Consider the following 24673-nt stretch of genomic DNA (forward strand, 5'->3'; position numbering starts at 1 on the left):
GGGTGAAAAGTCTCTCGGATAAAAAACCGATGACTCTTCTTTGATAAGGATCATCACTAAAGGTTATTTTTTGCTCTGTTTCAAATAGAATCGTAAAAAGCCAATTGCAGTAATCGTTTATAAGCTCCTATCTTGTAATAAACATATTTCCAATATAAAGATTACTGCCATTTTCAAGATGTTCTGTGCTACTTTCAGCATAATCTGGAAATTTTTTCCGAATAATATCCATACAAATATCCCAATCTTCAGGATTATGATTATGTTTATAATCATTTTCAATTGAAGTTATAATTCCATCTATACTGCATACTGCAGGGCGTGGAATCAGAAAATCATATTTTTTCAGCTGTCTTATGATATTTTTTTCTGTTTCTTTTGCATCAAGTAGCTTTTTTAATCTGAAATCATTTTTTTTTATAGATTCAAGAATGTTTTGTGGTTCTTTTTTAAATAATCTTTTTTTATAATTGATATCCAAATATCTCCGATAGTGCATTAACCCGAAAATAGCTGGTTTTTTTAGATTTTTCCAAGCCCAATATAATGCTGTTAATTCATTAAATGTATAGTTTTTCTCAGAAATGTTATCTAATGTATTATCGGATAAATAAGTTGAGTCAATAGTATAATCACTAACTTTAGCATTTACCTGAATAGGTGAAAACATTTCATTATTAAGTAATGCTTTTTCTTTGTGAGTGGCAACGATTATTTTAGTATTCATTGAATTCCTTTTTAACTTTGGCTAAAGCTGAGCCTACAATCTTGTGCATATCATAGTAATGAAATTCCGCAAGATATCTTCCGAAAATTACATTTTCTGTATAGCTTTATATTTTTTCAATTTCTTTTTGAGTTTCCTGTTATTTTAAAGGACATATGCTTATGGATTAATACCCTTTATATTTTCACAATAGATATTGCCTCCTTTATGATTACGTTTATCAATAATCAGACATTTTTTATTTCTTTTCCGGGCTTCATAAGCAAATATACTTCCGAAAAGACCTGCTCCTACTATTAAATAATCATATTTCATTTATTGCGAATATTTCATTTATATTTTTTTGGAATATAATCTTTTCTTGTAAAAGATCATGTTTATAATCCGAAAAATCTTTTATTTTGGAATCGTAATTAGCAATACAGTCTTTTATTTTTTCAATAATCAAAGGTATGTTTTCTTCAGTCTTATCAAAATGATATTCATCTTTGATGGGGACATCCTGTTTAAAAAAGGCGGAGCCCTCTTTACCTATAATAAGACAGCAGTCTAGTAAGCATGCTTCTCTAGGCATCTTTTCTCGTCCCGGATGATGACCGAAGTCTACATATACTTTTGCAGATATCATGCAGTCTGCAACTTCATCCAGTGTCATATTAATCATTGGAAGCCAATTGATTTCTGGAGTTAGTTTTCTTATTTTATCGAGAAAATCTTTATTTTTAACAGCATTATATGTAACAATATCTTTTTTCTGGGAAATATAGCTTTTGCCTGTAAGAAACATATCTTCCATATAACCTGAAATTTTGCCTATTGCTTCTATTTTATTTTTTTGTAAAAAATCAACTGAGAAATGGGAATGTGCTAAATGATGAATCTTTGCTTTTTTAACATTTTCGATTGTAGGAAGCTTTATTCTTCCTAATAATCTGTGTTTTAGTTTTGGCGGATTTTCTTTGAAATTTTCTTCCCAGGCTTTAAGGGAGGTGAAAAAGTTAGAAACACTTAGCCACCAGATTATTTTTTGAATTTTTGAATATTTTTTTTCCCAGATAAATATTGAAAATGTCTCTGGGAATATCATGATATTTTGTGAGGAATTTTCTATAGAAAATGTATAGGGAATTTGATAATGCTCATATTCTTTATGTACAGGAGAAGAGTTTTTTTCTGCATCGTAATTCAGATAATGCATGAAAACTTTCTTCCCGCTTTGCATTAATGCTAATCCCATTTGATGAAGATCTTCCGGTCCTCCACTTGCATAATTTGCAGGGCAGACTATATAAAAAATACTATTATTAGATATTTTTATCATGTTAAGATTGTAGATTTATTGGTAAATATGGATGAATATCCAAAACGTATTTAAGCCAATTTGTAAAACTATATTTAACTATAATTTCTTTAGGTAGATCAATATAAGGAGTGGATATAAATAATTCAAGACCATCAATATTATCATCTTCAATCACAAAAATATTGTTTGGATTATAAAAATCATATTTTTTTACTAAAGGATTATTTGTGATTAATTTTTTTCTGTAACCTATCGCTTCGAAAGTTCTCATAGAAATACCATAATGGATATCATTTGCAAAATCGAGAATGACTTCGGATTGAGACACATTAATAATATTATCTTTAAAGAGCATAGGCTTATCAATTATTGTTACAGGCTCATTAATGAATTTTTTAGCTTTATCCTTGGAAGTAATATTTAAATTTAAGGAAGTTTTGAGCCCCATATCTTGAAACTTTCTTGCAAGTTTTATAAGTAAATCGATTCGATTTCTCATGTATGTACCTACAAAATATACATCAAATTTTTTATCTCTTAATTTAATATCGTCGAAATAAAAATTAGTCAGGGGAAGAAGTCTGGTATTCTTTTCAAGATCATTAACATCAAATACAAAAAAGCGGTCAAAAGAGTCTATTCTTTCATACACCAAAGGGAATCTGTCTAAACCGTCCCATTGATAAGCAGAAATTAAATTCGCTCTTTTCTTTACTTCAGATATAAGCTCAGAACTAAAAAGATCAGGTCTGATTACCAAAGCATAATCATATGATTTTAAATTATAATTATTAAGAGTTAATATTTGTCTCTCTAATTTCCGTTCAGCTTTTTTTCTGTTTTTAAAAGTTTTATCACCTAAAAATATCTTTTTATAAGCATGGATGATTGTATTAAGAATGCCTATTTTTACTTTTACAGTATCAGGAATTACTAATACATTAAATCCAAGCGCTTCTAAATTATCTTTAAATCTTTCAGGAAGACCAAAATGATCAGGAACTGCAATTATTATAGATTTACCTGAAAATTCTTTTTTCATCATATCATTATATTTCAACATTAAATTCTTTAAAAATTTCTCTCCAAAAATTCTTTTCTTTTGTCCACCGATGGCAGCCGAAAGGAAGTTTACCTTGATTTATTTTCATAGCTTTTTCCTGTTTGTTTTCTATTGAAAATAGACATGCCTGCTTGTAATGTGGTTTTAAAAAACTAATGCCGTTTCTTTGAGGTTCTATACTGAAAAATACATCTTCAGCATAAAATTTACCTGTGTGTTTGGGATTTAGATAGATTTTAACAACATGCGGAATTTTCTCAAGTATTTCCACAAATTTTTCACGTTTCCGTAAAGAAAGTCCTCCATTTCCGACTTCATTATATAATAAGGATTTGTCTTTTTGATATTTCCCTTTCTTTCTGTAATTAATGGCCGATTTTGTCTTGACCAAAATTCTTTCTACTACTAATTTCGCAATTGGTATCTTCTCAGAACTTCTGATCCAGGGAGCACCGATATAATCAAAATCTTTCTTGCACCACTCCAGAAGCTCGTCTTTAAACACGAAACAGTCGGTCTGGTAAATTAGTAAATATTTTTCCGAAAAGCTGTTGTAGAAATCTACACTAAGCATAAGACGGTTGTAACCATGGATATTTTTAAAATAAACATCGTCAAACGCCAAAAATCTGGAAGTGAACGTTTCATAATTGCTCACATCCAAACTTTTGGGATGAATAAAGGTAATTTTGTGATTTTTTAAAACATGGAATGCCTGATTTATTGAAATCAAATCATCTGCATCAGGTGTTTTTTTGTATATCGGAATAATAATTTCTACCAAAATAGGTCTATTCTAAAATAGTTTTTTCAATAATTTTCACGCAATCCAGCAATTGCTCTTCTGTGATCACCAAAGGCGGTGCCAAACGGATGATATTTCCGTGAGTCGGTTTTGCAAGAAGTCCGTTTTCTTTTAGCTTCAGACAAAGATTCCATGCAGTGGAACTTTCCGGAGTATCGTTAATTAAAATAGCATTCAGCAACCCTTTTCCTCTAACCTTTGTAATGAGGTCTGTTTTTTCAATAATCTTTTCAACTTCAGAACGGAATAATTTTCCCAGTTCTTCCGCTCTTTCAGAAAGCTTTTCTTCTTCAACAACATCTAAAGCGGCAACAGCTACTGCACAAGCAATTGGGTTTCCTCCAAACGTAGAGCCGTGCTGTCCCGGTTTAATCACATTCATGATCTCATTATCCGCTAAAACCGCTGAAACAGGATACATTCCGCCGGAAAGAGCCTTTCCTAAAATTAGAATATCGGGTTGTACATCTTCGTGATGACAGGCGATTAACCTTCCTGTTCTTGCTATTCCTGTCTGAACTTCATCGGCAATAAAAAGAATATTATGCTTTTTACACAACTCAGAAGCATTCTTTAAAAATCCGTCATTCGGAACATATACCCCGGCTTCACCCTGAATAGGTTCTACCAAAAATGCCGCAATATTTCCTGCTTCTCTGTTCAAAACTTCTTCTAAAGCTTCAAGGTCGTTGTAAGGAATTTTAATAAATCCTGGAGTAAACGGGCCGTAATTCTGGTTCGCATCAGGATCATTAGAGAACGAAACAATCGTTGTGGTTCTTCCATGAAAATTATTTTCACAAACTACAATTTTTGCAGCATTTTCAGAAATCCCTTTTACTTCATAACTCCATTTTCTGGCTAATTTTACCGCCGTTTCCACTGCTTCAGCACCGGAATTCATCGGTAAAACTTTATCAAAACCAAATAGGGTAGTAATCTTTTTTTCGTATTCCCCCAATTTCGAATTGTAAAAAGCTCTTGACGTTAAAGCCAGTTTCTGAGCCTGCTCAACCAAAGCTCCTACAATTTTCGGATGAGAATGACCTTGGTTCACAGCAGAATAGGCAGAAAGGAAATCGTAGTATTTCTTTCCTTCCACATCCCAGACAAAAACACCTTCTCCCTTATCTAAAACAACCGGAAGAGGGTGGTAGTTATGGGCTCCGTGTCGGTCTTCAAGATCAATGAAATATTGTGAGTCTTTTACTGTTTCTACTGTTGACATAAATTTAGGTTTTGTACAAATTTAAACATTATAATTGATATGAATAAACAGAAATCTTCTACTGAAAAATTTCGTGGGAAAAGTACATTTTAATGACAGAACAGAATGTTTTGGAAATTATTATTTCAATCACTTATCAATTACAGTTTAAATATCTTTTCGTTTTGATGTTATTAAAAAACCGCCCCAAAAAATGAGGCGGTTCAAATATTTTTAAATGATCAATCTTAGTGATTATCATATTTTCTGTCCATCACAAAATCCTCCATGAATTTTGTAGTATAGTTTCCTGAAAGGTAATCCTCATTATCCATCAGTTGTCTGTGGAAAGGAATTGTTGTTTTTACACCCTCAATGTAGAATTCCTCCAGTGCTCTTCTCATTTTTGCAATAGCTTCTTCACGCGTCTGAGCCGTTGTGATTAGTTTTGCAATCATAGAGTCATAGTTAGACGGGATTGTATATCCTGAATAAACGTGCGTATCCACTCTCACTCCGTGTCCTCCAGGAATATTTAATCCTGTGATTTTCCCCGGAGAAGGTCTGAAATCCATGTAAGGATCTTCCGCATTAATTCTGCACTCAATTGAATGCAATTTCGGATAATAATTGATTCCTGAAATCGGAGTTCCTGCAGCCAGAAGGATCTGCTCTCTGATCAGGTCATAATCAATAACCTGCTCGGTGATAGGGTGCTCTACCTGAATTCTTGTATTCATTTCCATGAAATAGAAATTTCTGTGCTTGTCTACAAGGAATTCGATAGTTCCCACACCTTCATATCCAATAAATTCTGCAGCTTTTACAGCCGCTTCTCCCATTTTTTCACGAAGTTCGTCCGTCATGAAAGGAGAAGGAGTTTCTTCCGTAAGTTTCTGATTTCTTCTCTGAACCGAACAGTCTCTTTCAGAAAGGTGACAAGCTTTACCAAACTGGTCTCCCGCAACCTGAATTTCGATATGTCTTGGCTCTTCGATCAGTTTTTCCATGTACATTCCTCCGTTTCCGAATGCCGCTACAGCTTCCTGAATCGCAGATTCCCAATGGTCTTTAAGGTCTTCCGCTTTCCAAACAGCTCTCATTCCTTTTCCGCCCCCACCTGCAGTTGCTTTAATCATCACCGGATAACCAATTTCCTCAGCAGTTTTAGCAGCGATCTCATAAGACTCGATCAAACCGTCTGAACCCGGTACGCAAGGTACCCCTGCAGCTTTCATGGTTGCCTTAGCGTTTGCTTTGTCTCCCATTTTTTCAATTTGTTCAGGAGTCGCACCGATGAATTTAATACCGTTCTTCTGGCAGATTCTGGAGAAGTTAGCGTTTTCAGATAAGAAACCGTAACCTGGGTGAATTGCGTCTGCGTTTGTAATTTCCGCAGCAGCAATAATGTTAGGAATTTTTAGGTAGGAATCTTTACTCATTGCCGGACCGATACAAACCGCTTCATCAGCAAATCTTACGTGAAGACTGTCTTTGTCCGCAGTAGAATATACCGCAACGGTCTTAATTCCCATTTCTTTACAAGTACGTAAAATACGCATTGCAATTTCGCCACGATTGGCTATTAATATTTTTTTGAACATCTCTCCGAAATTTTAAATTATAAATTTTGAATTTTAAATTATTTTAAATGAAAAGCTTCATCTAAAATTTATAATCTTTAATCTAAAATTCCTTAAGATGGATCTACTAAGAATAAAGGTTGGTCGTATTCTACAGGTGTCGCATCGTCTACTAAGATTTTAACGATTTTTCCGCTTACCTCAGATTCGATCTGGTTGAATAACTTCATTGCCTCGATAACGCAAACTACTTTTCCGTTAGAAACCTCATCACCAACATTTACGAACACGTCTTTATCCGGAGATGGCTTTCTGTAGAAAGTTCCGATCATTGGAGACTTAATGGTCACGTATTTGCTGTCATCAGATGCAGCTTCTGTACTTGCAGCAGGTGCAGCAGCAGGAGTTACAGCCGGTGCAGGAGCAGCCGCTACTTGTTGAGGAGCTGTGTGGTAAACCGCAGGTTGAGCATAAGCAACTTCGCTTCCAGCCAATGGAGTTTTAATAGTGATTTCGAAATCTTTAGTTTTGTATTTTACTTCAGAAACTTCTGCCTTAGATACAAACTTAATAAGATTTTGGATGTCTTTAATGTCCATAAAATTGATATTTGATTTTGTTCCAAAGATACCAAAAAAACATAAAAAACAACAAAAAACCGCCAAATTTTATCAAAATTGGGCGGTTTTTGTATTAAAATGAGTGTTTTTCGAGGAAAAGTGACTCTTAGTTTTCTTCAGTAGATGCTACTTCTTTTTCCAATACAACTTTACCTCTATAGTAAAGTTTTCCTTCATGCCAGTGAGCTCTGTGGTATAGGTGAAGCTCTCCTGTTGTTGCATCTTTAGCTAATTGAGGAACTACAGCTTTGTAGTGAGTTCTTCTCTTATCTCTTCTTGTAGACGACTGTCTTCTCTTTGGATGTGCCATTTTGTAATAACTTTTTTAATTGATGAGCGATGAGATTCATCATCTCATCATTAAACTATTTAATTTTTATTCTTCAAATTTTTCAGTGCGTCCCATCTCGGATCGCTTTCATGTTCTTCCTCTTCCTGACTTTCTTTTGGACTGAACTTTTCCAGAATGGCAAGATCATCATCACTTACATTCGGAGAAATCTTTTTCATCGGAATGGAAAGAGCTACGTTTTCGTAAATCAGTTGTGCGATGTTAAATGCATGATCTGAAGTCGGAATGGTGATTACGTCTTCTTCACTGTCATCATACTCTTCGCCAAACTTTACCAAAACTTTGATCTGGTTTTCGATAGGATGATCGAAATTTTCATTCGAAATATCACAAACCAGTTCTACTGTTCCCTTTACCTTGATCTCAAATTCTAAAAAAGTAGAATGCTTGTCTAATAAAACATCCACTGTAATTTTAGGATCTGTAAATTCCTGTTCAGTGTCAAATAATTGAAAGAACTCTTTATCTATCTCAAACCTGAACTCGTGCTTGCCGGTTTTTAACCCGGAAAAGCTTACGTCATAGTTTCTTAACTTGTCCATAAAATGAGTGTGCAAAAATATGCAATTTTTTTATAATAACAAATAAAATTTCTAACAAATTAATTTAAAATCTTTATTAAAGATTTATCCTTCAGTTTCCTCCGGCAGATCTTCATCTATTCCGTTGTCTACTGCAATTTTTCTTGGCTGCAGACGATTGCTCATCAGCTCATTGTATTCCGTTCTGTTTCTGAAAATTTTAATGGCAGTGAAAATAGCTTCCGTAAAACTTTGTGCATCAGCAACATTTTTTCCTGCAATATCATAAGCTGTTCCATGATCCGGAGATGTTCTGATGAAGGGAAGTCCTGCGGTATAATTTACTCCTTCTTCATAAGCCAGCGTTTTGAACGGAGCCAGTCCCTGATCATGATACATGGCTAAAACAGCATCGAAGTTCTTGTATTTTCCGGGCTGGAAAAAACTGTCTGCCGGAAAAGGTCCGAAAGCAAGAACTCCATTATCGGAAAGTTCTTTGATTGCCGGAGCAATAACTTCAATTTCTTCTTTTCCGATCACTCCGCCGTCTCCAGCGTGAGGATTTAAGCCCAGAACAGCAATTTTAGGTCTGGTAATATTAAAATCTTCAATTAAAGTCTGGTTTAAAACCTTAATCTGTTTTTTAATTTTTTCCTTGGAAATATTCTCCGCAACCTGTGCAATCGGAATATGATGCGTTGAAACTGCCACCTTCAGATCTTCCGTTACCAGAAACATCAATCCTTTTTTATTGAATTTCTCTTCAAAATATCCTGTGTGACCTGCATGCTTAAAGCCCATTTTTACCATTTCATCTTTATTGATGGGTGCTGTAACCAAAACATCGATTTCCCCTTTCAGTAAAGCTTCGGTAGCCGCTTCCAGAGAATCGATTGCCATTTTGGTAGATTCTTCCGTAGGTGTTCCCAGTTCTACCATCGAATTTTCCTTCACCAGATTTACCATATTCAGTTTTCCTGCATGTGCCTGTGAAGCTTCGTTGATGTAGTTAAAATTTAAATTTAACTTAAAAATATTTTTCTGATAGGTAAATAATTTTCCCGAACCAAAAATTACAGGAGTGAAAAAATCCGTAATGGTTTTGTCTGAAAGAGATTTCATGATGATTTCGGGACCGATGCCGTTGAAATCTCCGATTGAAATTCCTACTCGTACTTTATGGTTTTTTGGGCTCATTTTGATTATCTTTGAACATTATAATTTTACAAATTTAGCAAAAAATAATATGTTCACAGGAATTATTGAAGCAGTTGGAGTAATTGAGAAGATCGAAGAAAACGGAAGCAATATAGATTTTACCTTAACATGCCCGTTTACCAACGAATTGAAAATAGACCAGAGTCTTGCACACAACGGATGTTGTCTTACGGTTGTGAAAATCGATGGAGACCGTTATGTGGTAACCGCCATTAATGAAACTTTAGAAAAAACAAATCTTGGAAAATGGCAGGAAGGAACCGTGGTGAACCTTGAACGCTGCATGAAAATGGACGGAAGACTGGACGGGCATATTGTTCAGGGACACGTAGATAAAACCGGAGAAGTAGTGAATATTGAGAATAAAGACGGAAGTTATTTTATCACGATTAAGTATGAAGATAATGGTAGTTTTGTAACTGTTCCGCAGGGCTCAATTACAGTAAACGGAATAAGTTTAACCGTGGCAAAAAGTGAAGATACGGAGTTTTCTGTAGCGATCATTCCGTATACATGGGAATTCACAAATATGAAATATCTAAAAATAGGGGATAAAGTTAATCTGGAATTTGATATAATTGGTAAGTATATTGCTAGGTTAATTAAAAAATAGCGGATGTCAATTAATGTGTATAAAGGATATAGCTTAAGGAACCGGGTTTTTTTCGGTTTCCTGTTGGTTTGCCTTTTAAGTGTTGTCGCTTCTTCGCTGGTGCCTTACTTTGTTTTGAAAGAAAATTATGAGAAACAGAGTGAGATTGATATGCAGAATAAGACGGGTGCCGTAATGGGTTATCTGGATTATGCTGTAAGTATGAAACATACTCAAACCAAAGATCTTCCTGAGGTTCTTGGCAATAAAATCTATGAGATTTCTGATATTAATAAGCATCCTGTTGCTGTTTATGATTTAAAGGGAAATTATCTTCTTTCCAGTGCGGAGGAAAATTCAGAGTATAAAAAACCCGTTCCTTTAAATATTCTCAACCGTATTTTATCTACCAAAGCAAGGGTTGATATCAAAGGCTATGATGCTAAAAAAGATGCAGTACTTACTTCCTCGTATTTATTATTGAGGAATAATGATTTTGAACCTATAGGGATCGTATACATTCCGCTTTATCATGATGAAGCGGCTTATTTTGATGTCTTAAACGTTTATGTAAAGTATATTGTTCTTGTAGATGTTTTATTGATTTTGTTCAGTGTGTGGTTTAGCTGGGTGATGTCTAACAGTTTAGCAAAAAATATTACGAAATTCTCGGATATGATTACCCGCATTACATTGTTTGAAAACGAAATGCGTCCGATCCGTTACTATAAAAACGACGAACTGAATGCTTTGGCAAGAGCATATAACAGAATGATTCTCCAGATTCAGGATCAGAAAGAGAGGCTTCGTTTTAAAGCTTCGGAAGAAGCATGGAGAGAAATGGCAAAACAGGTTGCGCATGAGGTAAAAAATCCTTTAACACCGATGAAATTGACCATTCAGAATTTTGAAAGAAAATTTGATCCTGAAGATCCGAATATCAGAGAAAGAGTAAAGCAGATGAGCAAAACGATGGTGGATCAGATCGATTTGATTGCCACCGTAGCTTCTGCATTCTCGGAATTTGCCAAACTGCCTGAAAAAAACAATGAAATCATCAATCTGAATACTGAGGTGGAAGATATTCTTCGTGTTTTTAATGATGACAGTATTTTCATGCATTCCAATAAAAGCAATATCATGATTAATATGGACAGAATCTATTTGTCCAGAATCATTACCAATCTTGTAACGAATGCAAGACAGGCGGAAAGTGAAGAGCGAAAATTAATCATCAATGTAGATCTGGAACAACATCAAAGGCGTGTAATGATCTCTGTTCAGGACAACGGAATCGGAATTCCGGAAAATATTTACGAAAGGATTTTTGAGCCGAATTTCACCTCAAAAAACAGCGGAATGGGACTTGGTCTTTCCATGGTAAGAAAAATGGTGGAAGATTATAAAGGAGAAATTACCGTAAAATCCGAAGTCGGAAAGGGATCGACATTTACCATCACATTACCGACTAATTTATAGTGAAACCTTTTACATTCAGGCAATTTGAAATTCAGCAGTCTAAAAACGTCTTTCGAGTAGGAACAGACGGTGTTTTGCTGGGTGCTTTAGCTGATGTTGATAATGCTTCCAAAGTGTTGGAAGTCGGAACAGGAACAGGTTTGATTTCCATGATGCTGTCGCAGAGAAATCAGAATGCACAATTTTTAGGAATTGATATTAATGAAGAAGCGGCACATCTCACTAAACTTAATTTTCAAAATTCACCTTTTGCTTTAAGATTAGAAAATATTCATCAGGATTTTAAATATTTTGAATCCGAAGAAAAATTTGATCTCATTGTTTCCAATCCGCCGTATTTTGAAATTTCCGACTCAGAAAAAGATAAAATCGCAAGGCAGACCGTTGAATTGAATTTCCGACAGCTCATTTCAAAATCGTCTTCTTTGCTAACTGAAAAAGGAATATTTTCAGTCATTATTCCTGTTGAAGCCGGAAACGCTTTTATTCAGATTGCGAATGAAAATCAGTTATTTTTGGTTAAAAAAATCAACATTAAAGGCATTGAAAACTCAAAAACAAAAAGACTGATTCTTGAATTTTCTTTAAACCAGCAATCGTACGAAGAACTCGAATTTACCATAGAAAAAAGTCCGAGACAATACTCGGACCAATATCTTGAACTCACCAAAGAGTTTCATGTTTTTAGAAAATAAAACCTATTTTTAACCATTAAGCTGTTTGTTAGGGAGTTAAGAATATTAAGTAATCCTTATTTTGAAATCAATAATTTAAATTTAATCGATTTTTTAAAGAAATTTAACTTCTTAAATGTCCTTAAGGATTAAATTTTATTCAAATAATTCCGCTGTATCAAGCACGGAAACTTTTCCATCTTCACATCTTATGGCTTCACCCGGGAAATTCTGGATCATATGATAATCGTGTGTTGCCATAACAACAGCCGCTCCGTTTTCAAGGGCAACCTGCTTCAGTAAAGTCATGATTTCATTGGAAGTTTCAGGGTCAAGGTTTCCTGTAGGCTCATCTGCAAGAATAAGATCCGGATGATTAAGAAGCGCTCTTGCGATGGCAATACGCTGTTGTTCTCCTCCTGAAAGTTCGTGCGGCATTTTGTGCTTCTTACTTTTCATATTTACGCTGCCAAGAACTTCGTTAATGCGGTCTTCCATTTTTGTCTTATCGCTCCATCCTGTTGCTTCCAGTACGAATTTCAGGTTTTTTTCAACCGTTCTGTCAGAAAGCAATTGGAAATCCTGAAAAACAATTCCTAATTTTCTTCTCAGGTTGGGAACGTCCGAAGCTCTCAGTTTGGCAAGATCAAAACCTACCACTGCACCGTGTCCGGAAGCTAAAGGAATATGCCCGTACAAAGTTTTCAGCAGTGAACTTTTCCCGGAACCTGTTTTCCCGATAAGATAGCAGAATCTTCCTTTTTTGATGTTCAGATTCACATCAGAAAGAACCGTGAAGTTTTTTTGGGCAATCTTCGCGTGCTGTAAGCTGATGATATTGTCTCCGGCGATATTTGTATGTGGCATAATTCAGTTTTAAAGTACTTTTTCTTAAAATTTTTTCAGATTTTAAAAATAGGAAAAAGAAGAATAAATAACCTAAATTTTGGGAAAATTTAACAACAAAAAATGCCTGAAAAACTACTTTTCAAGCATGATTTGTATATGATAATAAAAAGATTATCTCTTAGCGCGTGAAGCACTTACAGTTAAACTCTTTCTGCCTTTAGCTCTTCTCGCAGCCAAAACTCTTCTTCCATTTGGCGTAGACATTCTTTCTCTGAAACCGTGTTTGTTTCTTCTTTTTCTTTCTGATGGCTGGAATGTTCTTTTACTCATTACTATATGTTTAAATCGTAATTATCTATTAATTTTCAGGTTGCAAAGATATGGAATTTTTTAAAAGTTGCAAACTTTACAAATCTTTTTTTAAAAAAATTACACTGTTTTTTCATGCATTCTTTGCAAATGCCGACGGGATGCGTACTTTCCCGATATTATAAAATAATGCACAATGATTTGTTTAAAAGCTCTATCTTTGGAAACTCAAATTTAAAGAAAAAATAAACATCATGATGTTTACACCAGCAGAACTTTTAGAAATCAACAAATTACTTACTCCGGAACATAAAATTGTAATTCTTACCCATTATAATCCGGATGGCGATGCTATTGGTTCCAGCCTTGGTTTAAAACATTATCTGAAAGCAAAAGGAATTCATGCAGAGGTTATCGTTCCTAACGATTTTCCGAAGTTTCTGAAATGGATGCCGGAAGCAAAAAAAGTGCTGATTGCAGACTACAAAAGAAAATTAGCTTCTGATCTTATTTATGAAGCAGATGTTATTTTCTGTCTGGATTTCAATGCGCCTTCCAGAATTGGGATTTTGGGAGACTGGCTTACGAATTCCAGAGCGAAAAAGATTCTTATCGACCATCATCAACAGCCTGAAAAGTTCGATTTTGTTTATTCCGATACCGTAATTCCTGCGACCTGTCAGATGGTGTATCATTTCATAGAAGCGATGAATGATGAAAATCTTGTGAATAACGATATTGCAGAATGTCTTTATACCGGAATTATGACGGATACAGGAGGTTTCAGATTCCGTTCTACAAGTGCAACCACGCACAGAATTATTGCCAATCTTATCGAACACGGAGCAGATCCTGCAATGATTACTTCCAATACATGGGATACGAATACCGTTTCCCGTCTTCATTTATTAGCCCTGATTTTAGGAAGAATAGAAGTGGTAAAAGACGAAAAAGTAGCTGTTCTTTATTTAACAAGGGAAGAACTGAAGGAATATGGCTTCCAAAAAGGCGATACGGAAGGTTTCGTTAATTACGGTCTGAGTATTTTAGGCGTAAAAATGGCAGCATTCTTTATGGAAGATCTATATGAAGATTTTATTAAAATTTCTTTCAGAAGTAAGGATGATATGGATGTGAATCAATTCTCAAGAAAATATTTCAATGGGGGAGGTCACATCAATGCAGCCGGAGGAAAATCTTACGAATCTTTGCAGGGAACTATTGAAACATTTAAAGTGAAAATAGAAGGAGAGGAGAGTTTGTAAGTTTGATTTAGGTTTAGGCTGAGATTGAGGTTAAGTTTAAGGTTTAGGCTGAGAAAGCTGCATATATTTTTCATTCAGAAAGAAATAAACTCGGGTGAATAATCTGGATTTTATTGATTTTAAATTCCTGAAAAATAATCAACGCAGAATTTAAATCTTCTTTTGAAGAGATGGCTTCTTCGCTCCTAAACTACATTTGCAGGCCTTCAGTCTGTCCGCAATAACACTCACTCACATTCTAAAAACTCTCAACGCTATAACTCTAAAACTCCAAAACCCTCAAACCCTCAACTCTAACTCCTCGAATATCCCTTTTCCTCAAGCTCTTTACAAGTGTATTCATAAACTTCCTGAAACATAATATCTAAGAATTTTTTGTTGAAAAGACTGAATTTCGTCATCTTCGGAGGATCCAGAAAAATATCACAGGTCTTGGCTTTGGAATACACGGATTTTGCGATGGCCAAATGTAAAATCCGGTCAAATTCCTTCATTAAGCTCATTCTTTCAAGGCTGTCATAACTGATAGAATTCACGTGGGAAGCAATCAGGAAATCGCATTTGTCTACAATCGGTTCAATCGGAAGATTGTCTAAAACACCGCCGTCTACATAAATTTTTTCGCCAATTTTCACCGGAGGCAAAACAAAAGGAACGCTTGAAGAAGCCAATAACGGGATGAAAAGTTTACCTTCCGAGAAAAAATCTACAATTCCGTGCGTCATTTCAGTGGCGGCAACATACAAAGGAATTTTTAAAATGTTAAAATCATCTTCCGGAAAATGATCGGTGAAGAGTTTCAGAATAAATTTCGAGCTGAAAATTCCGTTCTTGGAAAGTTTAAGGTAAGACCTCGAAAAAAAAGTAGTCTGTTTTACAATTTCCATCATTTCATCCGGAGATTTTCCGAAAGAATAAAACGCTCCTACAATAGATCCTGCACTGGTTCCTGAAATAATATCCGGTTTCAGATCATACTCTTCCAAAGCCTTTAAAACCGCAATGTGAGCAATTCCGCGCATTCCTCCGCCTGAAAGAGTCAGACCGATGACGGGTTTCTTTTTTTTGAAAGAGAAAAAATCCAGCATACTAAAAGACCAAATGTTTCGGCATATTGTGAAGAAGCTCCGTATTGATGATCTCTGCGCAGATTACAGGCTTTTCCCAATGTCCGTTGTGTCCGCAATCGAGAATGTAGGATTTAATGTTGGTGCGGTCGGGAAGATATTTAATCATGGTTTCGGTTTTCACCGCGTTGTCATGTTTTCCGGCAAGAATCAAAATTTTTGCCTCAAGATTTTCCATAATATGCTTTTTGTCCGTCCGTTCCACCATTCCTTTTACGGAAGCCAATGCTCCAAGATTATTCGTAGAAAGGGCAACTTCCAGTGCGGTTTCTATTTTTCCTTCCAGAATGTCTTTTTCGTTCGGATTGAACAGGTTCGGAACTCCCGCTCTTGCGTAATGCGCGAAAGCATCTTTGATGATGCGGTAACTTTTGATGCGTTGTTCTTTCTTTTCAGCATCATCCGGAAAATACGTGGAGAAAAATAAAGTTAAACTTTTCAGGTATTCAGGATGTTTTTCTGCGAAAGCCAGAGAAACGTACCCTCCCATCGAATGTCCGAGTAAGTGAATTTTGGTTATATTTTCATGATCCAAAACTTTTTTTACCTCTTCCGCCATCAGTTCCATTGTCTGAACTTCCGCAATGATTTCGGATTGTCCATGACCGGGAAGATCTATTTTTAACAATGAAAAATTGTCGGAAAGATGAGGTTCCATATCGCTCCATATAGAAAGATTTTCCATAAAGCCGTGAAGCAGAACCAAAGTTTCTTTTCCGTTTCCTTTTCTCTCGAAGTTTAACATATTTCAGTAATTAAAAATTAAAAGTGAATGTCAATATATTCAACAAATCCCGAACCATTTACCATATCCTGAAGTCGATATGTTTTTCCGCCGTCCTTAGACATGAAAGTTTTTGTTCCTTTTCTGGTATAAGGTTTTCCGTTGTCGTTTGCTGAAATACTTTCTGTAATTTCTCCTGTAAAATTCATGTGTTTGTCTGAAACAACTGCCATAAATCCTTTTATTTCTACGGTGTTTTTTCCGGAGCTGATATTTCCTGAAACGTCGTAATGGTCTCTTTCACCATCAATTTTTTTGAAATTTACAGAACCTGAATTTTTAATTGAATTATGGGTGAATTTATGAGATCCGCTGAAATCTTTAAAATGATTTTTGGATTTTATGCTGTCGTTGATTTTTGTTCTCGCCGTGTTAATCGAATCGATGATTTTTGTACTGTCGGTCTTATCGGAAGTAGAAGTTGCTTCTTTTTTGGAGCATGAAATAGCAAAAGCGGCTAAAACAACTGCGGTTAAAAAGTTTTTCATTAATGAATAAATTATACTCAAAAGTAAATAAAAAATACAAGACTAAGTTTAAAATCGATTCAGTGTATTGACTAATTAAAGCATTTTTCCATTTTCATCAAAAGAAGTCCATTTACCTGTCTTTTTATCGTCTTTGTATTGACCTTTTGTTTTTATTTTTCCATTCTTATAATATTCACAATATTCTCCATTTTTCTTTTCAAGCATATCTTCATCATTAAAAATAAAACTAATGGAATATTTCTTTTTAATCAGGCTCGTATTGTTTTCATAGAATTCATGTACTGTCAATTTGTTTTGATTTTTTAAAGGATATTCTCTGCGGATGATTTTATTATTAAGATCCCGAATGTCGCGGTATACTAATCTGTTATGGAAATAATAATTAAATGTTTTATAAGATTCTTCATTTTCATACCATCCCCAACCATTAAACTCTTTATTGTTCTGTGTGTTTATAACTTTATAAAGATCATTGTGTTTATTAAAGTGTAAAGAAAGATTATGATGTTCTACAGTATCTTTTATTTGAGCATTTAAAAATACGGTAGAGCAGAGAATTATGAATATTGCTTTTTTAATCATTTTTAAAAGAAATTTATAAATAAAAAAGAGCATTTTAAAAATGCCCTTCTTATTTTATTTGGTTAATTCTTCGTAAACTTTCTTTTCCCAAGGTTTAATGTCGGTAACTCCGTATCGTTCTTTTTTCGAAATAGCGATGTTATCCAGAACATCTACAAAGTTTTTATAGTTTGCGTCGTCTGTAGGTTCAACGATAATGGTGAATTTTCCCTTGTTTGGAGCGTTATTGTAGGCTTCAGAAATAATTTTAGTGATATTAATTCCGCTAAAATTTGTTTCTTTTAAATTATTTTTATTTAATTCTTCCTTATAACTTTGATGATAAAAAACTCGATTGTTCTTTCCTAAAATAAAAGTGATTTGATTTTTTGTATCAATAACGAAATCATCAATTATTGTTTTACGATCATGATCTTTCGCCGGCAATCCTAAATCCATCACATTAGGTTTTGTAAAATTCGTGGTAAACATAAAAAAGGTGATGAGTAAAAATCCCAAGTCTACCATTGGAGTCATGTCTACGCGGATCAGTTTTTTTCTTTGTTTGCTTCCTCCCTGCTTCTCTTGTGCAATAACTTCAGCCATAATTAATAGTTTTTAAAATGTTAAACAATTTTCAATAAAGAGTATTGTATCTCTATTTTTGTTTTTGAATCAATACAAAGTTTATACCTAAATTTTAAAAATGGTATTAATTTAACATTTTAATTGTTAGTTTGAATTTAAATATGTTTAAAAATCAATGAATTAAAAATGTTCTGTCAGCAGAAAACATTGATAAAAGGTTTTATAATAAATATTTGATTTATGACTACCTGATTTTTTAATCAGGATAACTTTCATTTAAACGCAACGCTCGGAAAATTTTTGAATAACTTGAAAGTAAGGACGTTTCACTCAGCGATGGCTTTATGTTATCACTTGCTGAAAGAAGTGCCCTTTCGAACCAAAAATAAAAAAGCATAGTTATATTAAATCTCACTGATTTTTGAATAAGGATGAATTTCATTTAAACGCAATGTTCGGAAAGTTTTTGAATAACTTGAAAGTAAGGGCGTTTCACTCAGCGATGGCTTTATGCTATCATTCGCTGAACGAAGTGTCTTGCGAACCAAAAATAAAAAAGCAAAACTATATTAAACCTCCCTGATTTTTGAATAAGGATGAATTTCATTTAAACGCAATGTTCGGAAAGTTTTTGAATAACTTGAAAGTAAGGGCGTTTCACTCAGCGATGGCTTTATGCTATCATTCGCTGAACGAAGTGTCTTGCGAACCAAAAATAAAAAAGCAAAACTATATTAAACCTCCCTGATTTTTTAATCATGGTAAGTTCGTTTAAACGCAATGCTCGGAAAGTTTTTGAATAACTTGAAAATACTTTTCCGTTCGCAAGGGCGTTTCACTCAGCCATGGCACTGTGCTATCATTTGCTGAACAAAGTGCCCTTGCGAACCAAAAATAAAAACATAGTTGTATTAAATCTTGTGGTCGTTGCGTTTAATAATTATCTATATCAATCGTGTTTTTTTGTGATTATCTCATTTTAAATAATGGCAACTTTCATTTAAACGCAACGCTTGGAAAGTTTTTGAATAACTTGAAAGCAAGTGCGTTTTACTAAGCGAAGGGTTTGTGCTATCATTCGCTGAACGAAGTGTCCTTGCGAACCAAAAATAAAAACATAGTTATATTAAATCTTGTGATCGTCGCGTTTAAATGAAACTCATCCAAATTAGATTATTTAAAAAAAAGTATTAAAAAAGCCTCACCAGAAAAACTGATAAGGCTGATTTATGAGAATTGAATATATTATTTATTCTGTTTATAATAATTTACCCCACATTCAAGGAATTTTTTGAATTTTTCTTTCTCCATATATCCTGAAACCGGTGTGTTGATTACTTTTCCGTCCGGCGTTAATAAAACATAATGCGGCTGGGAATTATTATTGAAATTCACCTGCTGGAAAAGACTCCATCGGTCACCGATCGTTTTTACTTTTTTCACCTGTCCGTCACCAAGATCAATTTTTGTTTTCTGATCTTCAGGAAGTTCTTCTTTATCATCCACATAAAGAGAAGCCAGAACAACGTCGTTTTGAAGGATCGGTAAAATATCCGGTTCGCTCCACACAAATTCTTCCATTTTCCGGCAGTTTTCACATCCGTAACCCGTGAAATCAATTAAGATCGGTTTGCCTTCTTTTTTCGCTAATTCAATGGCGGTAAAGAAATCGTGTTCAGGATGCATTCCCAGAATTCCGTCTTTTTCGTCATGGAAATAACTTACATTTAACGGAGGTAAAATTCCGCTTAATAATTGCAGTTTTGGTCTGTCAGAAGGAATTAATCCCTGAACGAGATACACCACAAAACCAATTCCTAAAATCCCTAAAATTTTTCTGGTAACAGAAATTTTCGGTTTCTTGTCGTCATGCGGGAATTTGATTAATCCAAATAAATAAATGGCTAAACCAATCGCTACAACGATCCAGATTCCGATGAAAAGTTCTCTTTTAATGAAAAACGTTTTAGAAACCAAATCTGCTTTGGATAAGAATTTTAAAGCAAGAGCCAGTTCCACGAAACCTAAAACAACTTTCACCGTATTCATCCATCCTCCTGATTTCGGAAGACTTTGCAATGCCTGCGGAAATAAAGCCAGCAAACCGAAAACGATTGCCCAAGCCAATCCGAATCCTGCCAAAGCAAAAGTAAGCAGCATCGGAACATTAGCAGAACCCGTAATCGCGCTTCCTAGTAAACTTCCCAAAATAGGACCTGTACACGAGAAAGAAACGATAACCAGCGTTAAAGCCATAAAGAAAATTCCGATAATTCCACCCGCTTCTTCCGCTTTTGAAGATTTATTGGCAATAGAACTTGGCAAAGTAATATCATAATAGCCGAAGAAACTTCCCGCGAAGAAAATAAAAATGATGAAGAACGCAATATTCAGCCAGACATTGGTTGAAATTTCATTGAAAATATTTCCTGCAATTCCATCAATTAAATGGAAAGGAACACTTAATAAAACAAAGATCAAAAGAATGAAAAACCCATAGATCAAAGCATCTCTTTTTCCTTTTGCCGGATTTTTATTTCCTTTGGTGAAGAACGAAACCGTTAAAGGAATCATCGGGAAAACGCACGGCGTTAACAAGGCAATTAAACCTCCGATAAATCCTAACAGCAGATAGGTCCAGTAGTTTTCGCTGATTTTTGATGATCCTGTTCCGCAGTCCGTTAATGGTTTCTGGAAATTAATGGATTCTATTTTTAAATTTTTAGGATCAAGTTTTTGGGTTTCTGCAGTTGGAACAGCAGGTTGAACAACATTACCCAACGTATCCACAACTGGCTGCAAAGAATCTTTTGCCGCTGTTTTTTCATCGGTTTTTATTTCTTCAGCCGCACCTTTTGGCGTAACCTGTTTGTTGAATTCCAGCGTATTGGGAGCAAGACAGACTCTGTCGTCACAGGTCTGATACGTAATTTCAGCAACAACATCTCCTGGTTTTGTTCCGTCTTTCAGCTTAAATTTCTGCTTGAAACCTGCGGTATTGGAGTAGAAAATAATTTTTCCGCCGAAAGCCTCAGAAAATTCTTCATGCTTTTTACCCACTTCGGTAAATTTCCCGATCAGTTCGATGTTTTTTCCTGAAACTTTATAATCAGTAGGAATTCCCGTATCTTCCGGAATGTCTTTGGAGTAAATATGCCAACCGCTTTCCATCGTGGCATTCAGGACGGCTTCGTATTGGTTGTCGCCCAATTCGTTGATGGTAAATTTAAATTTTACAGGATTTTTGATTTGTCCCGAAACTGCAAGCGTAATAAAAAAGAAAAGCAGCAACGGAATTTTATAAATCGAAGAGAATTTCATATTGTAATTTTATGTAAATACTTTACTACAAAAGTAACTGTTTTTTGCAGATTAATCAACCGAAGAAATCTTCCTCAGCCTTTTTTCTATGGCAAGATTGTTTTTCAGCGCAGAAAATCCCTCTTTGATATCCAGATAAGGAAATCCTGTTTCGTGGTTTTTTCTGCTGATTTCTGCCATGATGTTCCAGTGTTTTGCAATTTCTTTCCATGCAAAAAATAAGGAGTGTTTCGGATCGTACATATGCGTTGGTTCACTTTTAGCACCGTTTATTTCGATGATTTTAAAGTTTTCTCCGTTTTTTAAAAGTTCCAGATTTTCAAACATTACATCTAATCTCCCGAAGTAAAAACCGTTGACTTTGGTACAGATTTCATTTATTTTTTGTTCTAATTTTTCTGTAACTTCAGATGAAATATCAATAAATTTTGCACCTCTCGTATGGCTTCCGAACGGGATCAGAATAATTTCTTCGTTTTCAGGAACTGTTTTCTGCATTTCGCTTCCCATTTTCTGTTCTATAGCTTTGATCTGGAACGCACTTCTGGGATTTTCCATCACCAGTTCTCTCAAGGTTTTTCTGCCGTTTCCTTTTACGGAAAGAAATTCTTTTTTTACCATTCCTGTGATCTTTCCTTTTTTTTCGTCTGGAAAACGGTGGTAAAAAATCCCGACTTCATGCTGATAATTTATCTTTTCCTGAATTAAAAAATCACAGTCATTATTTTTTTGATAATCTTCCAGTTCGTTTACATTTTCCACCTGAACAACGCCCAAACCTTTCAATCCGATATTGGGTTTTACAATAACGGGGAAATTGATGGTTTGTGATTTTAATTCAGATAAAATTTCGTTAAATGAAATTTCTGAAGACACAAAAACCGTTTTCGGAATCCAGTTTTCGGGAATCAGATCGTAGATTTCTTTTTTACTTTCCATTGCCATTCCCCCATATTTTATAGAAGGATTCGCTCCGTGGAAGAACAAAAGCGTTTTTGCTTTATATGCACAGTACAGCCAAACCGGAAAAAGCGGCAGGTAAATGGAAAAAGTAGACCAGTATTCCCAATGTGCAATTTTATGAATGCGATGTTTGAGCTTCATTTTTGAGGAAAATTTTTTCGGGTTTTGAATCTGGGTTCAGTCGGTCGTAATGTTTCAGTGTCATTTCATCGGAAATAACGAGCTGCGTCGTACTGATGGTTTGTATCGTATTTTGCCTTTTGATGGTAATTCCGTTTTCCAGATCATCGGTTTTCTGATGGTGGAAATCTAAAATATCTTCTTCGGAAATCGGCTTGGTTTGCAGAAATTCTTTGAAAATTTCCCTTCTTTTTTCCTGTGCTTTTGCATCGTACAAAGTTGCGGAAGACCAAATGTACGGAAGATGAGCGTCTAATCTTTTAAAATGTTTTTCGGTTCCGTTCCAGCGAAATTCTGCCAATTGTTTTTCCTGAAAAATGACCAGCGTAAAAGGTTCAATGTTTTCCAAATCAATTAATTCTATTGACTCGAAAATATCTTCTTCCGCTATCAGATCCAAAACAATCAGTCCACGGCTTTTCCGGTAATTTGTTTTTACCGGATGATTTTCAAAAGCACCGTTTAATAAAATGAGGACATTTCCGTTTTCTGAAACCGCAAACCAAGTTCCATTTTTGGTGGCATCTTTCGGATAAAAGATACCTTTCTCACGATGAATTTCCTGTGCAGAACGATTGGGTTTCTCGTCCCTGTTGGAAGTCAGAACAATTTTATTTTTAAGCGGAAAATACGTTACAGTACACATTTAGTTTAAATTTTGGGTTTCTCTGTATTGAATTGTTGAAGGGGCAATTCCGAAATTTTTGTTGAGAAGATGACTCATTTTAATTTCGTTAAAAGCCACTTTTATCAACGCCTGATGATGGATGCAATGCTCAATATTATACAAAATTTCCCGAAAGAAATTGGTCGGAATTTCCAAAGAAATAGTTCCCACGGTTTGATGCATTGTCAAATTTTTGTTGGGTAAATTAATGCTGAAAAGTATTTCGGAAATAATTTCTATCGCCTTTTCGGGATTCTGTTCCAGTTCCGGATTTCTCTGTCTTTCGTCATAGTTAATCTGATTCGTATGGTAAGAGTTCCGTAAAATTTCCAGAAACTCAATAATATGTCTTGTGTGACCGCCAATGGTAGAACCGTCCAGAGAAGGAATACTCTGAGTGTACATTTTTGCCGAAACTTTTCTCAGTAAATTCTGTTGTTCGGTAAGGATCTCGTGTAAGATCTTATAAACCGATTGGTCTTTATTCATACTTTCCTTTTTTAAATTTAATTAAAAGAATCACACAGAAAACAAAAACGGTAAGTGCAAGGTAAAACAATTTTCCGCCATCGTTATTGGTATCGATTCCCAGAATGAAAATGTGTGAAGCAATTGCTCCAATCATCGTTACCAGTCCCAGAACGGCTCCCCAAAAAGTCGTTTTCGGATTCAGAATTAAGAATGCCGTAATGAGTTCCAATACTCCTGAAAAAATCCTTCCGAAAGGTTCAGCGTGAAGTTTTGAAAAAATAGCAACAGAATCCGGATGTGCTGTAAATTTGAAAAATAAAGTCTGCAGTAAAATAATGGCGGGAATTAATCTTAATGCCCAATTGATGTAGTTTTTCATATTTGTAATGTTATTTTTTCTCCAGTAAAGCGTAAGAAAACAGATGATTGTATTGTTGGCAATGAACGACTGCGTATTTGTACTCATCGAAGTTTACGGAACTCGTAAAAGTATAGGTTTGTCCGCCGTTCACAGATTTCAGTTTACCTAAAGAAACAAATTGCGAAGGTTGCTGCTCTTTGCTTACATAAACGTATAGATCCGGACCATTGCTTACTGTGAATTTATCATCGAAAACTAAAGTATACGTTCCATTTTTCTCGTAGATTTCTGCTTTTCCGTTCACATTATTTCCATAAGGACCCTGCATAAAATTTCCGGAATATTTTAAGACCGAATTTTCGGGAGCCATTTCCATCAAGTCTTCCGTAGAAGTATTTTCTCTGATGCAGGAAACTAAAAACAGGGATGATAATAGTAATGTAATAAATGTTTTCATAGTCTTATTTTGTAGTTAATTTTTTCCAGTTGAGATCAGCCTGTTTTTTAAGTTTGTCTTCGTTTTTATTCCAGGAATTGAGTGTATTATTGAATAGCTTATTATAGAAGAGATAGGTTTTGCCATCAATAACTT

At 34.9% G+C, this 24673-nt stretch carries 26 protein-coding genes and 2 pseudogenes; 4 read left to right on the forward strand and 24 right to left on the reverse strand.

What is annotated here, in order from left to right:
• From WFK35_RS07280 to pdxA, 11 genes and pseudogenes are all read right to left on the reverse strand, one after another.
• Positions 1 to 727: pseudogene (locus WFK35_RS07280) on the reverse strand (DUF4422 domain-containing protein); the annotation flags it as partial.
• A gap of 165 nt (positions 728 to 892) precedes the next feature.
• Positions 893 to 1042: pseudogene (locus WFK35_RS07285) on the reverse strand (NAD(P)-binding protein); the annotation flags it as partial.
• Positions 1032 to 2048, reverse strand: coding sequence for a hypothetical protein (locus WFK35_RS07290; RefSeq protein ID WP_336732056.1), 1017 nt, complete (start codon positions 2046 to 2048; stop codon positions 1032 to 1034). The pseudogene WFK35_RS07285 and the gene WFK35_RS07290, both read right to left, overlap by 11 nt.
• Before the next feature lies 1 nt (position 2049).
• Positions 2050 to 3075 (reverse strand): hypothetical protein, encoded by a 1026-nt coding sequence (locus WFK35_RS07295; protein WP_336732058.1) that lies wholly within the window; start codon positions 3073 to 3075, stop codon positions 2050 to 2052.
• 4 nt (positions 3076 to 3079) lie between these two features.
• Positions 3080 to 3877, reverse strand: coding sequence for a DUF5672 family protein (locus WFK35_RS07300; protein WP_336732061.1), 798 nt, complete (start codon positions 3875 to 3877; stop codon positions 3080 to 3082).
• A 7-nt stretch (positions 3878 to 3884) separates the two neighbouring features.
• On the reverse strand, positions 3885 to 5126 hold the full coding sequence (gene rocD, locus WFK35_RS07305; protein ID WP_336732063.1) for an ornithine--oxo-acid transaminase: 1242 nt from the start codon (positions 5124 to 5126) through the stop codon (positions 3885 to 3887).
• 227 nt (positions 5127 to 5353) lie between these two features.
• On the reverse strand, positions 5354 to 6709 hold the full coding sequence (gene accC, locus WFK35_RS07310) for an acetyl-CoA carboxylase biotin carboxylase subunit (RefSeq protein WP_214587417.1): 1356 nt from the start codon (positions 6707 to 6709) through the stop codon (positions 5354 to 5356).
• Between the two features lie 92 nt (positions 6710 to 6801).
• Positions 6802 to 7287, reverse strand: coding sequence for an acetyl-CoA carboxylase biotin carboxyl carrier protein (gene accB / locus WFK35_RS07315; protein WP_336732065.1), 486 nt, complete (start codon positions 7285 to 7287; stop codon positions 6802 to 6804).
• Positions 7288 to 7414: 127 nt separating this feature from the next.
• Positions 7415 to 7618, reverse strand: a complete 204-nt coding sequence (rpmF, locus tag WFK35_RS07320) for a 50S ribosomal protein L32 (RefSeq protein WP_076390581.1) — start codon at positions 7616 to 7618, stop codon at positions 7415 to 7417.
• A 59-nt stretch (positions 7619 to 7677) separates the two neighbouring features.
• Positions 7678 to 8202, reverse strand: a complete 525-nt coding sequence (locus tag WFK35_RS07325) for a YceD family protein (protein WP_214587416.1) — start codon at positions 8200 to 8202, stop codon at positions 7678 to 7680.
• A gap of 84 nt (positions 8203 to 8286) precedes the next feature.
• Complete coding sequence (gene pdxA, locus WFK35_RS07330) at positions 8287 to 9378, reverse strand: 4-hydroxythreonine-4-phosphate dehydrogenase PdxA (protein WP_336732067.1); 1092 nt, start codon at positions 9376 to 9378, stop codon at positions 8287 to 8289.
• Positions 9379 to 9427: 49 nt separating this feature from the next.
• Here pdxA and WFK35_RS07335 point away from each other — a divergent pair, with 49 nt between their 5' ends.
• Genes WFK35_RS07335 through WFK35_RS07345 form a run of 3 tightly spaced genes read left to right on the forward strand, consistent with a single transcriptional unit; the run spans position 9428 to position 12165 of the window.
• Entirely contained in the window at positions 9428 to 10012 is a 585-nt protein-coding gene (locus tag WFK35_RS07335) for a riboflavin synthase (RefSeq protein ID WP_336732069.1), read from the forward strand.
• A gap of 3 nt (positions 10013 to 10015) precedes the next feature.
• Entirely contained in the window at positions 10016 to 11470 is a 1455-nt protein-coding gene (locus WFK35_RS07340) for a sensor histidine kinase (protein WP_336732071.1), read from the forward strand.
• Positions 11470 to 12165 (forward strand): tRNA1(Val) (adenine(37)-N6)-methyltransferase, encoded by a 696-nt coding sequence (locus WFK35_RS07345; RefSeq protein WP_336732073.1) that lies wholly within the window; start codon positions 11470 to 11472, stop codon positions 12163 to 12165. The genes WFK35_RS07340 and WFK35_RS07345 overlap by 1 nt, the downstream gene beginning before the upstream one ends.
• A gap of 135 nt (positions 12166 to 12300) precedes the next feature.
• On the opposite strand, the gene WFK35_RS07350 is transcribed toward WFK35_RS07345, so the two are convergent.
• Both WFK35_RS07350 and rpmH read right to left on the reverse strand, forming a co-directional pair.
• Positions 12301 to 13011, reverse strand: a complete 711-nt coding sequence (locus tag WFK35_RS07350; RefSeq protein ID WP_214587411.1) for a cell division ATP-binding protein FtsE — start codon at positions 13009 to 13011, stop codon at positions 12301 to 12303.
• A 153-nt stretch (positions 13012 to 13164) separates the two neighbouring features.
• Positions 13165 to 13323, reverse strand: a complete 159-nt coding sequence (gene rpmH, locus WFK35_RS07355) for a 50S ribosomal protein L34 (RefSeq protein ID WP_007843334.1) — start codon at positions 13321 to 13323, stop codon at positions 13165 to 13167.
• A 236-nt stretch (positions 13324 to 13559) separates the two neighbouring features.
• On the opposite strand from rpmH, the gene WFK35_RS07360 reads away from it, so the two are divergent.
• On the forward strand, positions 13560 to 14567 hold the full coding sequence (locus WFK35_RS07360; protein ID WP_336732090.1) for a DHH family phosphoesterase: 1008 nt from the start codon (positions 13560 to 13562) through the stop codon (positions 14565 to 14567).
• A gap of 293 nt (positions 14568 to 14860) precedes the next feature.
• On the opposite strand, the gene WFK35_RS07365 is transcribed toward WFK35_RS07360, so the two are convergent.
• From WFK35_RS07365 to WFK35_RS07415, 11 genes are all read right to left on the reverse strand, one after another.
• Positions 14861 to 15655, reverse strand: a complete 795-nt coding sequence (locus tag WFK35_RS07365; protein ID WP_336732075.1) for a patatin-like phospholipase family protein — start codon at positions 15653 to 15655, stop codon at positions 14861 to 14863.
• Position 15656: 1 nt separating this feature from the next.
• The gene (locus WFK35_RS07370; RefSeq protein ID WP_336732076.1) at positions 15657 to 16439 is read right to left on the reverse strand and encodes an alpha/beta fold hydrolase; all 783 of its coding nucleotides are present in this window, start codon (positions 16437 to 16439) and stop codon (positions 15657 to 15659) included.
• 17 nt (positions 16440 to 16456) lie between these two features.
• Positions 16457 to 16966 carry a hypothetical protein gene (locus tag WFK35_RS07375; protein ID WP_235131732.1) on the reverse strand — a complete coding sequence of 170 codons (510 nt, stop codon included), beginning with the start codon at positions 16964 to 16966 and terminating at the stop codon, positions 16457 to 16459.
• A gap of 75 nt (positions 16967 to 17041) precedes the next feature.
• Positions 17042 to 17551, reverse strand: a complete 510-nt coding sequence (locus WFK35_RS07380) for a hypothetical protein (protein ID WP_235131733.1) — start codon at positions 17549 to 17551, stop codon at positions 17042 to 17044.
• A gap of 54 nt (positions 17552 to 17605) precedes the next feature.
• Positions 17606 to 18136 carry a biopolymer transporter ExbD gene (locus tag WFK35_RS07385; protein WP_336732079.1) on the reverse strand — a complete coding sequence of 177 codons (531 nt, stop codon included), beginning with the start codon at positions 18134 to 18136 and terminating at the stop codon, positions 17606 to 17608.
• Between the two features lie 1227 nt (positions 18137 to 19363).
• A complete protein-coding gene (locus WFK35_RS07390; protein ID WP_336732081.1) occupies positions 19364 to 21439 on the reverse strand; it encodes a protein-disulfide reductase DsbD family protein in 2076 nt (691 codons plus the stop codon).
• Positions 21440 to 21490: 51 nt separating this feature from the next.
• Positions 21491 to 22543: a D-alanine--D-alanine ligase gene (locus WFK35_RS07395; RefSeq protein ID WP_336732082.1), complete on the reverse strand. Its 1053-nt coding sequence runs from the start codon at positions 22541 to 22543 to the stop codon at positions 21491 to 21493.
• A complete protein-coding gene (locus WFK35_RS07400) occupies positions 22518 to 23228 on the reverse strand; it encodes an NRDE family protein (protein ID WP_336732083.1) in 711 nt (236 codons plus the stop codon). The genes WFK35_RS07395 and WFK35_RS07400 overlap by 26 nt, the downstream gene beginning before the upstream one ends.
• Positions 23229 to 23738, reverse strand: a complete 510-nt coding sequence (locus WFK35_RS07405; RefSeq protein WP_336732084.1) for a DinB family protein — start codon at positions 23736 to 23738, stop codon at positions 23229 to 23231.
• On the reverse strand, positions 23731 to 24186 hold the full coding sequence (locus tag WFK35_RS07410) for a DoxX family protein (protein WP_336732086.1): 456 nt from the start codon (positions 24184 to 24186) through the stop codon (positions 23731 to 23733). The genes WFK35_RS07405 and WFK35_RS07410 overlap by 8 nt, the downstream gene beginning before the upstream one ends.
• Positions 24110 to 24538, reverse strand: coding sequence for a DM13 domain-containing protein (locus WFK35_RS07415; protein ID WP_336732088.1), 429 nt, complete (start codon positions 24536 to 24538; stop codon positions 24110 to 24112). Before WFK35_RS07415 ends, WFK35_RS07410 begins: the two co-directional genes overlap by 77 nt.
• Between the last annotated feature and the right edge of the window lie 135 nt (positions 24539 to 24673).

Origin of the sequence: Chryseobacterium sp. VD8 (assembly GCF_037149975.1) — a bacterium.
GTDB lineage: Bacteria > Bacteroidota > Bacteroidia > Flavobacteriales > Weeksellaceae > Chryseobacterium > Chryseobacterium indicum.